At 67.3% G+C, this 12,207-nt stretch carries 10 protein-coding genes and 2 pseudogenes; 2 read left to right on the top strand and 10 right to left on the bottom strand.

Going from position 1 to position 12,207, the window contains the following annotated elements; translation table 11 throughout:
• Positions 1-14: 14 nt before the first annotated feature.
• Together AB8O64_RS01005 and AB8O64_RS01000 are read right to left on the bottom strand one after the other, a co-directional pair.
• A complete protein-coding gene (locus AB8O64_RS01005) occupies positions 15-1,136 on the bottom strand; it encodes a serine hydrolase domain-containing protein (protein ID WP_370417265.1) in 1,122 nt (373 codons plus the stop codon).
• A 688-nt stretch (positions 1,137-1,824) separates the two neighbouring features.
• Complete coding sequence (locus AB8O64_RS01000) at positions 1,825-2,751, bottom strand: hypothetical protein (protein WP_370417263.1); 927 nt, start codon at positions 2,749-2,751, stop codon at positions 1,825-1,827.
• Between the two features lie 395 nt (positions 2,752-3,146).
• Between AB8O64_RS01000 and AB8O64_RS00995 the strand changes: the two genes are divergently transcribed.
• Entirely contained in the window at positions 3,147-3,569 is a 423-nt protein-coding gene (locus AB8O64_RS00995; protein ID WP_370417261.1) for a hypothetical protein, read from the top strand.
• A 307-nt stretch (positions 3,570-3,876) separates the two neighbouring features.
• Here AB8O64_RS00995 and AB8O64_RS00990 read toward each other — a convergent pair whose 3' ends face one another.
• The 7 genes and pseudogenes from AB8O64_RS00990 to AB8O64_RS00960 all read right to left on the bottom strand — a co-directional run bounded on the left by AB8O64_RS00990 (position 3,877) and on the right by AB8O64_RS00960 (position 10,523).
• Positions 3,877-5,145: an NACHT domain-containing protein gene (locus tag AB8O64_RS00990; RefSeq protein WP_370417259.1), complete on the bottom strand. Its 1,269-nt coding sequence runs from the start codon at positions 5,143-5,145 to the stop codon at positions 3,877-3,879.
• Positions 5,146-5,270: 125 nt separating this feature from the next.
• A pseudogene (locus tag AB8O64_RS00985) lies at positions 5,271-6,482 on the bottom strand (IS701 family transposase); the annotation flags it as partial.
• A 153-nt stretch (positions 6,483-6,635) separates the two neighbouring features.
• Positions 6,636-7,781 (bottom strand): serine hydrolase domain-containing protein, encoded by a 1,146-nt coding sequence (locus tag AB8O64_RS00980; RefSeq protein WP_370417258.1) that lies wholly within the window; start codon positions 7,779-7,781, stop codon positions 6,636-6,638.
• Positions 7,782-8,017: 236 nt separating this feature from the next.
• The gene (locus AB8O64_RS00975) at positions 8,018-8,563 is read right to left on the bottom strand and encodes a transposase (protein ID WP_370417256.1); all 546 of its coding nucleotides are present in this window, start codon (positions 8,561-8,563) and stop codon (positions 8,018-8,020) included.
• A gap of 176 nt (positions 8,564-8,739) precedes the next feature.
• Positions 8,740-9,195, bottom strand: a pseudogene (locus AB8O64_RS00970) (pentapeptide repeat-containing protein); the annotation flags it as partial.
• Between the two features lie 232 nt (positions 9,196-9,427).
• Entirely contained in the window at positions 9,428-9,853 is a 426-nt protein-coding gene (locus tag AB8O64_RS00965; RefSeq protein WP_370417254.1) for a hypothetical protein, read from the bottom strand.
• A 229-nt stretch (positions 9,854-10,082) separates the two neighbouring features.
• Entirely contained in the window at positions 10,083-10,523 is a 441-nt protein-coding gene (locus AB8O64_RS00960; protein ID WP_370417252.1) for a DUF5959 family protein, read from the bottom strand.
• A gap of 298 nt (positions 10,524-10,821) precedes the next feature.
• Between AB8O64_RS00960 and AB8O64_RS00955 the strand changes: the two genes are divergently transcribed.
• Positions 10,822-11,295, top strand: a complete 474-nt coding sequence (locus AB8O64_RS00955) for a hypothetical protein (RefSeq protein ID WP_370417250.1) — start codon at positions 10,822-10,824, stop codon at positions 11,293-11,295.
• A gap of 262 nt (positions 11,296-11,557) precedes the next feature.
• On the opposite strand, the gene AB8O64_RS00950 is transcribed toward AB8O64_RS00955, so the two are convergent.
• The gene (locus AB8O64_RS00950) at positions 11,558-12,088 is read right to left on the bottom strand and encodes a CbrC family protein (protein WP_370417248.1); all 531 of its coding nucleotides are present in this window, start codon (positions 12,086-12,088) and stop codon (positions 11,558-11,560) included.
• Between the last annotated feature and the right edge of the window lie 119 nt (positions 12,089-12,207).

Raw genomic sequence — 12,207 nt, 5'->3', positions numbered from 1 at the left:
ATGCATCGACAGGGTTAGTGGGGCAGTGCTTTGTAGGCGGCTTGGATGAGTTTGTGGCCGCGCGGGTCGCTGAGGCCGAGGTAAGTCATCTGGTTCATGACGTAGGTGACGGTCAGGCGTGCGTCACGGTCGTTGATGATCAGTGATCCGCCTCTTCCGCCCCAGTAGGCGGTGTTGGGATTGGGTGTGCTGACGGGTGCGTCGCCGGCCGAGAGGGCGTAGCCGATGCCGAACCGCAGCGGGATACCGAGCACGAGATCGACGCCGCGGGATTGTTCGTCGAATACCCTGCGGCAGGTGGCTTCGGACAGGAGGCGGGTGGAGGGCGTCTGGCCTCCGGAGGCGACTACGGATTGGATCGCGGCCACGGATCGCGCGTTGCCGTAGCCTGCTGCGGCAGGGATTTCGGCGCGGTGCCATTGGGGGGTCCAGGTGTCCTGGGGGGTCACATAGGCGCCGACCGGGATGGTTACGCGGGGGTTGGCTGCGGGTGCGGGGCCCGGGGCTGGGATGACCTCGGAGACCCGGTGGTCGTCTTCGGCGGGGAGGCCGATGTGGAAATCGGCGCCCAGTGGGGCAGCGATCTGGTCGGCGAAGAATGCGCCGGTTGACTGCTGGGAGATGCGGCGGATGACTTCGCCGATCAGGAAGCCATGGGTGAACCGGTGGTAGCCGGACGCCGTGCCGGGTAACCAGCGGGGCGTCTGGCGGCCCAGCAAGGTGGTGGCCTTCTCCCAGTCGCACAGGTCGTCGAGTGTCATGGGCCGGTCCCAGTCGGGGAGGCCGGCGGTGTGACTGAGCAGGTGTCGGACCTTGATGTGCTCCCTTCCTGCGCTACCGAACTCCGGCCAGTACTTCGCGACCGGCGCACAGAGGTCGAGTTCGCCGCGGTCGGCGAGGAGGAGAGCGCACAGTGCGGTCATCGTCTTCGTGATGGACCACACGTTGGTGATGGTGTCGCGCTGCCATGGCTGGGTGCGGGCCGGGTCGGCATACCCTCCCCACAGGTCGACGACGGGTTCGCCGTCGAGGTAGACCGCCACCGAGGCACCGACATCCGCTCCGCTGCGCAGGGAGTCGGCGAATACCTCCCGTACTGCGCTGAACTGATCGCTGCAGCTGCCTTGAATATCCATGGTGAAAAGGTCTCCGATCTCATTGTGTCGCTATCAGGTCGAGGCGCCAGGGGCCGGCCCCTGTGGACTGTATTCGTACCCTCACGCCTCGGAACCGTCGTGTCGTCCCGTCAGAGGAGCGTCTTCACCATCACGCGTTCCCTGGATACACCGTCGGACAACCGCCACAGCGGCCAGTCGTTTGTCGTGAGAACCTGCAGGTGCACCATGGTGACGAGTCTGCCGCGACGCTCGGGGAGAAGTCCACGGCGCCTTGGGTTCTGACGGGACAGTGTCCGGCAGTTACGGGACAGTGTGCGGTGTTGGAGCCCCTGATAGGTAGATTGGCGGTTGCTCTCCCTTGACCTCGTCGGTCACCCAGGAGAGCCCGAGCCCTACTGCGATGCCGAGACCGATCGCTGCCGCCGCGTTGGCCACCACAATGGCGGCTCGGAGGCCGGAGTCACCAGGGCTGCCATCGGGGCGCTCGGCCGGATCCTCGTTGTTCTCCGGGTAGACGTCGCTGGGGTTGTCGTTCTCGGATGGGACCGGGCGTCGCCGGAACGCGACCTGCCGATGTGAGCCTTGGCTCGTGACCTCCGAGCCGGAACGGCCCTGTACGCAACACCACGCACCCGATGGGAGATCCGGAAGACGCACAGCGCCGCGGAGAGCCGCAGACCGGCCAGTAGCTTCAGTGCCCAAAGGTTCAGTGCCCAGAGGCGTCCATGTCCTCGGGGTTGACGTCGCGAGCCCGATCGCCCATCTGGTCCCAGAACCTGCGCATGCCGGCGACCGGTACCTTGCGCTGCCACGGAGCCTCCCGGCGGAACCGCAGGAAGAGCCACGACCGGGGCTGCCACGCCCTCAGCAAATCGTGCTGGTGCACGCAGAAAACCTCGCTGAACTCCACTCGCAGGTTCTCCACCTTGGCTGGGTACGGGCACATCCTCATCCCGCACTCGTCCGTGCAGTTGCTGCCCGGTTGTGAGGTGCGTTCCACGGCGCGTACCGGGTCCAGCCGTGTGCGGTCCCTGCTGAGGCACGAGGGGAGCCTGCAGCTCTCCGGACAGCAGAGCTCAAGGAGACGGAAGAGGTCCTTCGGGCGGTAGCCACGTTCGCCGAGCACGGCCAGCACCAGTACGTCCGCCAAGAGCTGCTGGGCCGCGGGGTCCAGGGTGCTCCACCCGGTGGACGGCGGGATCCAGAGGTTGTGGACCCGTTGTTCTCCGGGGCTGCTGACCTCGGTGCCCACTTCAGAGGCCACACCGGCCTCGTCGATCCACAGGAACCGCTCGGGGCGACGGGTCTGCAGCGCGCGGACCGCCAGCCTGCCCGCCGCCGCGACCAATGGGTGTTCCCGCTGCCCGTCTGTGGGCGCCAGCCACTCCCGCACCTGCCACTTGAACCCTTGCGCGAGCGAGACCCCCAGAGCCAGTCTGTTGCCCTGGCCCATCGTCTCGTCCGGCGCGTCCCCCCTGGTCGCCTTGGCTATCCATCGCTCCAGATCGTCGCGTGGACTGCCGAGGTGACGCGACATCATGATGCTGTCGACGAGCATGGGGAGCGCCCAGGCGCACATGGTGTTGGCGTACCACTTCTCCCTCTCGACCAGGGCCTCTGAATGGGCGGCCATGCGTTCGTACCGTTCCTTCCGCCTTTCCAACAACCGCACCACCGCGCGTCGCTCCCGGTCTCCCTGCCCCTCCACCCAGTCCAGGAAGGGTTGCCGGGTGGGTTGTTCGCCGGGTGGCTTCGGGGGGCGGCCGTCGCTGACGACGTGCTGGGGGCACTCCAGGTGCTCGTACAGAGCGAGCGCCTTGTAGGCCTGCTCGCCACCGCTTCCTGCGCGATCGCGGTTCGTACTCGGTAGTCCGGCTCGCACTTGCCGATCTCGAAGAGCTTCTCGTAAGCCCGTGTGTTGCTCCCGGCGACGGCGACGCGCCGGGCCGCCGCCCCGCACTGCCCCACCAGGGCGATCTTCGCCTCGCGGAGCGCCACGGGGCCCTGGCCCCATCCGAACTCCATCCAGTGCTTCCTGATCTCGCCGAAGAGTTCGTTCTGCTGCGGCCTTGCATCGACGCTGTCGATGTCCGCGGCGGATCCGTAGATGCTGAGCGCCCTCAGCCGAGCACCGCCCCGATCATCGTGACTGCGGCTGCCGAGGCCGGTCGCACGGCCCTGTCGCGAGAGTTTCTCGGCCCGCATCGCCTCATCCAGCTGGTTGCCGGCCTCCTCCCGCAAGAGGTCACGCCTAACGGCGACCGAACAGGTCCCGGCCGCATCCGTCTGCCGGTAGCCGCACCTGCACCGGCCGTCGAGCGAACGGGAGTGCAGTGTGAAGGCGATGAGAAGTTCCCGTCCGCCCTGCCGCAGCGCCTGGAGGATGTGGTGGTCCTTGCTGAGCTGAGCCAGGAGCGGCACCGCATCCACGCACACGCCAAAGGCCGGTGACTGTCTCACCGGGCTGCCGAGCACTCTCGCCAGGAAGCGGGACCCGAGATACGCCTGCATGACGCTGTGCTGGAAGCGTGCCTTCCGCCCGTACTCATGCACCAGCCCCATCCGGGCACCCCACGTCGCGGCAAGCCGGAGATCGGTCCGGAGACCTTCCAGGCACTGTTTTCCGGCGTCAGCCGAGCCGTCCGGTGAGGTCTCCTGGCACACCGACGCGCCAGCGGGCTCCTGCGGACTCCGCGCTCGTCGCAGGCAATCCAGCTGGCAGTCCAACTCCTCGGCCACACGTTTGTCCCATTCGTCATTAGACGGCACCTGTGTGTTCCACTGCCAGTCTCCGCGTCGCTGAGCTGGTCTCCGCCGTGCGAGGGTCGAGTTCCCACAGCCCCACTTCCGCGCGGTCCGACGCCAGCCCGATGCAGGCGAGCGCCGAGATGTGGGACACCACCACCGACCTGGTGTCACGGTCTATGGGCAGCTCCGGGTGGACCTCCCCGTCGACGAGCGCGTCGAGCCACCTCTCCATGAGGTCACCTCGCAGCTCCCAGGTGTCGTGGAGCGTCGGATCCGTCGTTCCGCCTTCCGTCCACAGTGGCTCCAAGAGGTCTTTGCGGTGCAGGTCCTTGGCGATCTGCAGATAAATGGGCGACTCCGGCATTTTCGCGACTTCCACGACCCGGTCGAGGAGGAGGGAGTCCGAGCGCCAGCTGCCGCTGCGGGCGATGTACTGCAACGCCGCCTCCGCGCTCAGCGGCTCCAGTTCCGTCATGGCGGCCTGCATCGCGCGCAGCGGTTCGTGCGGCCGGGAGGCGATGACCAGCGGCAGCCCTTCCTCACCGGCCTTACGTATCGCCTTGCGGATCAGGTTGTCGCGCTGACCGCTCGCGTGATTCCGGCTGAGCGTCTCTTCGAGACCGTCCCCGAGCACCACGATCCGGTCGGCCCGCTGCCGCAGCCACCGCCAGATCCGGTCCACCTCACCGTCCGACCGCACCACCGGCTGCACGATTTCCTGGCACCGCTGGCGGGCAAGTTCGCAGAAGTCCAGACTGTCCCCCTGGGCGTCGCGCAGCCGTACTGGAATGGGGACGGCACCCTTGGCCGCGAGTTTCTCGGAGAGACGCACCAGCAGGGCGGTTTTGCTCGCCCCGACATTGGCGACGACGATGTGCGGGCGGCGGGCCTTCCGGTCCCGGAGATTGTTCATGATCGCGTTGCAGAGCTGGTCACGCCCGACCACCTCGTCCATGAGGCTCCCCGCCGTCTGTACGAAGCTGCCGGCTTCCTTCCTCGCCTTACGTGTGCAGAACCTGCGGACCCGCCCGAGCCGCCAGGCCAGGAACAGCAGGGTCGAAATGGTCAGCAGCAGCACCGGCATCACCACTCCGTTGGCCGCTCCGCACGACGTCCCGATCTTTGAACAGGCCTTGTCCGGGTTGAACGCCCCCCACCACCACCCGTTGTCCTTCTCGCCGGTGTCGTTGAAGAAGACCGCGACCACAAGTCCCCGGAGCGCCCAGATGACGAACACCGCGGCGAGGACGCCGAAGACCAGGATCCCCACGGTCGTCACGAACGGGTTCCGCCACCGTCTCGCATGGGTGATACCCCGATGCAGCAACCACCAGGTCCGCAGCGCCCTGACGGTGGCGTCGAAGGGCCGCCGGAGGTGCGCAATCGCTTCCCGGAAGAACCCACCCTCCGGTGGGCCGGTGACGATCCTGACCTTTGACGGCGTCGCCAGGCTGACCAGCTGAGCCGGTGGGCCACATCGCGCACATGGTGGGCGACGAGCATCGTGAACAGGCGCTGGATCTCGTTGCAGGTGAGCGGGATCAGCCCGTCCGGGGCGGGATGGCGAGTGTGTTCGCCGGCGCGCACGACGGCGAGGAAGGCATGGGCGAGCATGGCGAGGGTGACCCAGTGAGACCACGAGGTGAAGCGGCGGAGTTGGTGCTCGTCCAGTCCCGCCAGCCCCTTTCCGGCCTGGAAGGTCCCCTCCACCCGTCATCTCGACCCGGCGACGCGCACCAGCGTGGCCAGGGGCGCCGGGGTCGGCGACCAGCAGCGATAGTAGGCGAGTTCACCGGTGGTGCGGTTGCGGCGGATCAACAGCCGGTGGCTGCCGGGCCGCTCTTCGGCCAGGTCGATGAGGGCCCAGTCGTAGAAGCGGTGTCCTTTGGCCCCGGCACCTTCCGACAGCTTCTGCCAGACCCGTTTCGGCACCTTCGCGCCCAGGACGTTCGCACGGAACTTCCCTGCCCCGGTGAAGACTTCAGCCGAGCAGGCGGCGGCGAGCACGTAGCCGACCTTGTGCTCTTCCAGCGCAGACCGCAGCTTCGGGTTGCCGCCGTAGACCTCATCGCCTGCGACCCAGCCCACGGTGCCCAGCACCCAGGAACCGGCCGATCATCCGGGCGGCCAGCTCCGGCTTGGTCGCGAACTCGGTGTCCCCGCTCAGGCCCGCCGCCCGGCAGCGGTCCGGATCCGCAGTCCACGAGCGCGGGATTACAGCTCACGGTCCACCGCCGTGTGCCCGCGCTCTCCCTCTTAGGTGAGGTAGACGGCGACCTGCGCGTTTTCGATCCTCCCGGCGGTGCCGGTGTACTGGCGCTGGACCCCGACGGTGTGCGTGCCCTTCTTCACGTCCCCGGTCTCGTCGACCACCAGCACCGCATCCTCGCCGTGCAGATGCTCCAGCACGTACTCACGCACGTCATCACGCATGCGGTCGGCATCCCACCGGGCCCGGCCGAGCAGGTGCTGCATGCCGTCCGGGCTCGCTTCCCCGGCCCACTCGGCGATCGACCAGCAGTTCTTGCGCGGCAGGTCCGACAGCAGCCCCCGCACCAAGTCCCTCATCCGGCGCCGGGGCTCAACCCGCGCGAACCGGCCCGCTATCCGGCCGATCAGGACCTCGAACGCCTCCTGCCAGCGGGCAGACTCTACGCTGCGACCCGTGGCCACCGCATGATCTTCAGTCTTCACATACCGATGACCAGCGGTGGCCGTGGCCTTCCCGCAGCCGGTCCACCAGCAGCATCAATGTGTACGGCTGGAATGCTAGGAGCGGGTCCGGCATAGTTCTTGACCCACGAGTGTGATCATGGCCTGCTGGGTGTCCTGACCGCCGTCACTGGTGACGTACACCACGGCGGTCCGGGCCCCGTCTCGGGTGGCGCCGCCCCAGGTGACATAGCCGAGGAGTTCGCCCCGGTGGCCGAAGTAGCTGCCGCCACAGGGCAACGGGATCTCGGCAAGACCGAGTCCATACCTCACGCCCAGCTCGGGCAGCGCGGGCATGGTGGTCGTCATCTCGTCGAGCTGCGCCGGAGCCAGCAGACGGCCGCCGAGCAGCGCGGCGTAGAACTGGTTCAGATCATGCGCGGTGCTGATGATCGAGCCGGAGCCGACGGCCATACTCGAATTGAGCTTCGTGACGTCGATGCCGGTGTCGGTGCCGAACGCGGCGTAGCCCTGGGCGTGCGGGCCCAGGATGGACGGGAAGACGCCGGGCGTACGGGTGTTCCTCAGGCCCAGGGGGCGGATGATCCGGTCCTTCACCTCCCGTGCCCAACTCCGGCCGGTGACCTTGTGGATGATCATCGCGGCGAGAATGTAGTTGGTGTTGGAGTACGACCAGCCAGCGCCCGGGGAGAACTTTTGCCGCATCGCCAGCCCCACTAGCTCCTCGGGGGTGTACGTGCGGAACCGCTCGGCCCGATAGCCGTCCGCGCTGTTCAACGCGGATATCTCCGGCTCGACATCAGGGATGCCGCTGGTGTGCTGCAGCAGCTGCCGCACGGTGATCTGGCTGCCGTCGTTGCCGTTGCCCCGGACCACTCCCGGCAGCCACTGCTCGACGGTGTCCTTTAGGGACATTCGCCCCTCGCCGACGAGTTGCAGCACAACCGTGGCGGTGAAGGTCTTGGTGGCACTGCCGATCCGGAACCTGCCGTCCCGCGGCATGGGTCTCCTTGTGTTCATCGCGGCCGTCCCGGCGTACGCGCTGTCGCGTGTGTCCGGTGACCTCACCTCGGCGTGCACACCGACGGCCCCGGTGTCGTGGATCGCCTCCACCTGCCGTTGGAGCGGATGGGCCGGCCACGGCTTCGCCGCCGCCGTGGACGCGGTCGATGCGGCGAGGACGGCTGTAGCCAGGCCGGTCAGGGCGAGCAGATCTCGCCGGCGGCTTCTTAACCCATGCATGACAACCCCTTCTCTGTTCAGGTTGCGCGCGCGTTCAGGGACCGCTCAGGCTGTGCCCCCGCGACTGTGTCGCCTCGGGAGCCGGCGGTCGGTGACCATCCCACCAGCGGAGGAGGGATCGCCCCATCCGGCTTTCCCCCGACGTATTGATGCGCTGTCCTCAGGGCGGTGCCGGGGGTTACCCCCCGATGCTGAGACTCCCTCCCCGGCCGGGCCCCGACCAGCAAGATCACGATCTACGGCTGGAGTATTAGGGGCGAGCCCTTATTGAACGTATCCGAAGGGAATGGTTCGCCTGACCGGCGAGATTGGGGGGCTTCCCCAAGCAGCAGTGAATTCTGACTCAGGGGAAACAGGCCGCCATGCATTTCCATTAACGGTTGCCGGTAGCTTCTTGTGCAGTTCCCGGCAGAGCCGAGCCTGTTCTTCCGGCGGAGGTGGATCTGGAACGGCGATCTCAGCACTGCCGTCAGACCCGCAGCCGGCAGACGCAAGCAGACGACACGCCAGGTGTGGGGCGGAGAAGTGAGCCTTGTCCGCGGGGAGTTTGACGGGTAGGCGCCGCGTGGTCCCGGCGGGACTGGACGGCGGTATGCCGTGGATGAACGGCTTGTGATCCATACGGTGAAGCGGCGATGTGCGGTGGCGGGCCATGTGTCGAACGTCGGCGGCAGATGCCGCCAGGCCCAGCCGCTGGTCAGCGCGTACACCACTGCCGTGGGCACGGCCCGCTCGTCACACGGAGCGGCCCGGCCACCTTGCGGACGAGCGTCATCGATCATGCGGCATGAGCCTGTCATGGGCTGTTCGTGGTCTCAAGATCCCGTAGGTGGTCCGCACGACGGGCGGAGCCGAGGCCTGGCCATGGCCGCCGCCCTGACCTGCTACAAGAAGCCCGCGAAACTTGCCACGAGAGGCAACCCTAAGTCGCTTACTCCTGTGCTCCCTCCCATGCGGATCATTCAAGACAGGGGCGCAGCACCTGCACACGCGCGCCACGCTCCTTGAGCCAGCGCTCCAGGTTGGCTCCGTGAAACTCGCGCGGACCGTCGGCGTCGTCGGCGACGGTGGCCGGTCCGAACAGCGTTCCCGTCACACCCTCGACGACCGTCCCACGGCCTATGGCCACCTCGAAGAACGTTTCGTTCACGGTTGCTCCGGAGAGGTCCGCACCCTGTAGCCGCACGGTGTCCAGGAAGGCGCCGTTGAGTCGGGCGCCGCGTAGGTTCGTGCCGGTCGCGTTCACCTCGTGGAGCTCAGCACTTCCCAGGTTGACCTCCTGCAGATTCGCCCCGAGCAAGGACGCTTCGTCGAGGATGGCCTTGTTCAGGCAGGCACCCGAGAGGTCAGCTCCCGTGAGGTCGGCTGCCTTGAGGTGGGCTCGGTACAGGCACGCTCCGGAGAGTTGGACTCTGCGAAGGTCTGCCTCGCTCGGCCGGCTGCGAAATCCACCCGCGTGAGATCGGCTCCTCTCAGATCGAGCGACGTCGCGTCAATGGTCCGGCCGTCCTCGGCGGATCCCCATTCCGCCAGCCATCCGGGGCCTCTTCGTCCGTCGGCAGCTTCCTGATCCGCCGCGCGCAATCGCATCCATCCCGCACAGTGCGCCCCCCGTCGTGCCTCCTCCTCGTGCCCGGCTTTCGTATTCAGTCGTCTACGGTCATTGCGAGCAGGACAATGTGCGACTGCGTGACCAGCAGGAAGTTCTTGTTCCAAGTCGCTGGACATCCCTCGTCTTCGATGACGACATCCGCGGCCATGCGTACGCTTCCCAGATACTGCTCGATGGCCCTGGCGACGGCGAGCGCCCCGTCTTTCCCCGGTCCCGGCTGGCCGTCGGAGGCGGCTCGTCGTGCGGTCCTGTCGATGGTCTGCCCCAGTTCGCCAGTCCAGCGCGACGGGGGCTTCAACGGCCGTACGCCCGTCACCGCCTCGGAAGGGGCCGTCACCGATCGAGCCATTTCTGTCAATGAGGACCGCGGCGGGAAGCCTTCCACAAGCGGCTCAGCCGCGACCAGCGATATACAGACGGCGCGGTCGGCTCCAGTGATCGCTGCCTCCAGCGGGGCCACGACGTCACGGAGCGCCGCCCGCGCCGCACGGGCTGCTTGTGTGGCCCCAGTGTCCGTTGCACCTTTTGCCGAACGAGGCCGCGCGCCGCGGGGAGCGGAATTCTTGTCCCGTTTCACGGGATCATCCTCGCAGGATCACACGCACTCGTCCGGCTTGCCACCGCCCATGAGCCGCACGCTATCTTGGCGTCATCCTCATCTGGGCCCGGCGCTGACCCGGTCCACGAGATCAGTCGCCCGGACTGAGAAGCCGCTGCACGTCCCGGAGCCGTTGACGTGCCTCAGGGATCCACCCCTCGTCCATATCGAGTGGGACTCTTACGGAGATCTGGGTCTGGTGCTGGTCATGGACTTCCACCACGTAGGGATCGTCCGCGATGAAGCGGAGATAACCGTCGTTACCTGCAGGGGGCCAGTCGACGCTGAGGACGTCCCCGTTGGCAGCCCGAAGCTCGTCTGCTTCGATGCGGTCCAGGGCTCCGGTCCAGTGATCCAGGTCCTCAAGCGTCACGAGGATCCGAAGCTGAGCGTTCACGAAGTCGCTGGAGATGATGATGTCGGCAGCGTAGTAGCCCGGGTCCCACGCCGGCACACGATCGGCAAGCTTGACACTGACCACCTGGTGCCCATCGGCCAGACGGATCAGTTCGAGAGCTGTCGCTTCATCCACAGGCCGAGTGTCTCAGAGCCTCCCATGGACGGGTCAGCCGCCTCGTTCAAGAGACAGTGCCTAGCTGTGTCCCCTTGCCGGGTTGGCCAATTGATCGGATGCGTCGATCCCGGTTAGCGATCAATGATGCGATACAGGGCCTCGATCGCGCCGCTGGTGCCGGCCGATCCGGTCCGAGGGCGGCGGTGGGACCTGCCACTGCCGCACCCCTCAGACCATCGTGTCGCGCGCTTCGCCTGGGGACTCCACGTTTGTCGGCGCCACTCGCCTTGTCGGTGGCCGGCCGTAGGGTTACCGGGTGAGTGACCTCTATGAGCTGATGATTGCCGTCGACCTGCGGGACGAGATCTCCGAGAACGAGCTCGCCGAGCTGAGCTGGCATCTGGGGATCGGGTCCCAACCGGAGCACCTGTCCATCGTCACCAAGTTCCCGGTCGTGGTGGAGGACGACTCAGGGGCCCCCGTGATTGAGGACGATCCCTATCCGCTGCTGGCCGGGCGGGGCGCGGCATCGCGGGTGGGTGGTGTGCTCTGCTCGGCACTGGCCAGTCGCGCGGACCTGCCACGAAAGGGCTGGTCGCTGATGTCCCGGCAGGAAATCCACCCGGACGAGTTCGAGAAGGTCGGTGAGCTGCTGTGCTGGCTGGCCACAAGGGCTCACGAAACGCACCTGCTCGGGGATGGCGCGGTCGGGATCGGATTCCTCAGGTTCCATGAGGCCCAGGTTCCGGATGTACTTCAGGTCGAGGCCGGGCAGGTCAGCTGGCCGTAACGGCCTGCGCGGGCGGTGCCCTGCGGCGTGCGGATCCCCGGGCCGACGTTCTCCGACCTGCCGACCGCGGTACCTCCACCAGCGAGTGGGGCAAGCGCCCGGGATACGACCTTACGCAGTGCCGCCGCCGCGGTTGTGCCGTCGCCGTGGCCTGCTCCGGCGCGGACCGGGCGGGATCCTGAGCCAGGTGGACAGCGACCATGGCCGCAACCCTGATACCCGCCCATTCAGCCGACGTCATCCGCCGACCGGGCTGGCGTACCTATGTGGCGTCCGAGTAGGCGAGATGGGATCCGCAGGACCGGCACCGGAACAGGTAGGCGGTCGGTTGGCCGTCCTTGGACAGGGCACTGAGGTACTGCTCGGTCTGTGCCGGCGGCCAAGACGCATCGGCGAGCTCCTGTCGGAGAACTGCCAGTGCCGCGGGATAGTTGGCAAGTTCCGTGGCTCCGGCGGGGCCGAGGAAGGCTGCGCCGTCGCCGCAGTGAGTCAGCCAGCGTTCCTGCTGCCAGGCGGCGAAGCCGGGCGTGCGACCGGTGATGATCAGCAGCAGTTCCAGGGGGACGTCGTCCACCACGTCCGTGAACTGGGCTTCAAAGCGTTCCGCGGCGCTTCCATCGGCGATGCACCAAGGACAGAGCCGTCGCCCAAGGTCCTCAACCGCGTAGACCGGGCCGGTGTAGATGTAGCCGCGTGCTCGCCCGCAGCATACGCATACGGTTCCGGAGCGGACGACGGCACCGGTGGCCACCGGATCCGGGTGGTAGGGGAAGTCGGGAAGCGCCTGGGTCACGGTCAGCGACCGTATCAGCCGCCTTCTGCCGGACGCTGCGAGGCGGCCGCCGGACCAGACGCCTGGACCACCAAACCCTGACCCGGGCCGACTCGGGGCTGGCCAGCTTGTTTACTGCA

The sequence above is a fragment of the Streptomyces sp. QH1-20 genome (genome assembly GCF_041283565.1).
Taxonomy (GTDB): domain Bacteria; phylum Actinomycetota; class Actinomycetes; order Streptomycetales; family Streptomycetaceae; genus Streptomyces; species Streptomyces syringius.
Note: the sequence above shows the minus strand (reverse complement) of the source record. Positions and strands in the feature narration are given on the sequence as shown.

What these genes read in the sequence shown, in the direction of transcription:
- AB8O64_RS01005 (WP_370417265.1), bottom strand. Translation starts at nt 1,136, where the DNA reads ATGGATATTCAAGGCAGCTGCAGCGATCAGTTCAGCGCAGTACGGGAG.
- AB8O64_RS01000 (WP_370417263.1), bottom strand. Translation starts at nt 2,751, where the DNA reads ATGGCCGCCCATTCAGAGGCCCTGGTCGAGAGGGAGAAGTGGTACGCC.
- AB8O64_RS00980 (WP_370417258.1), bottom strand. Translation starts at nt 7,781, where the DNA reads ATGCATGGGTTAAGAAGCCGCCGGCGAGATCTGCTCGCCCTGACCGGC.
- AB8O64_RS00975 (WP_370417256.1), bottom strand. Translation starts at nt 8,563, where the DNA reads ATGATCGATGACGCTCGTCCGCAAGGTGGCCGGGCCGCTCCGTGTGAC.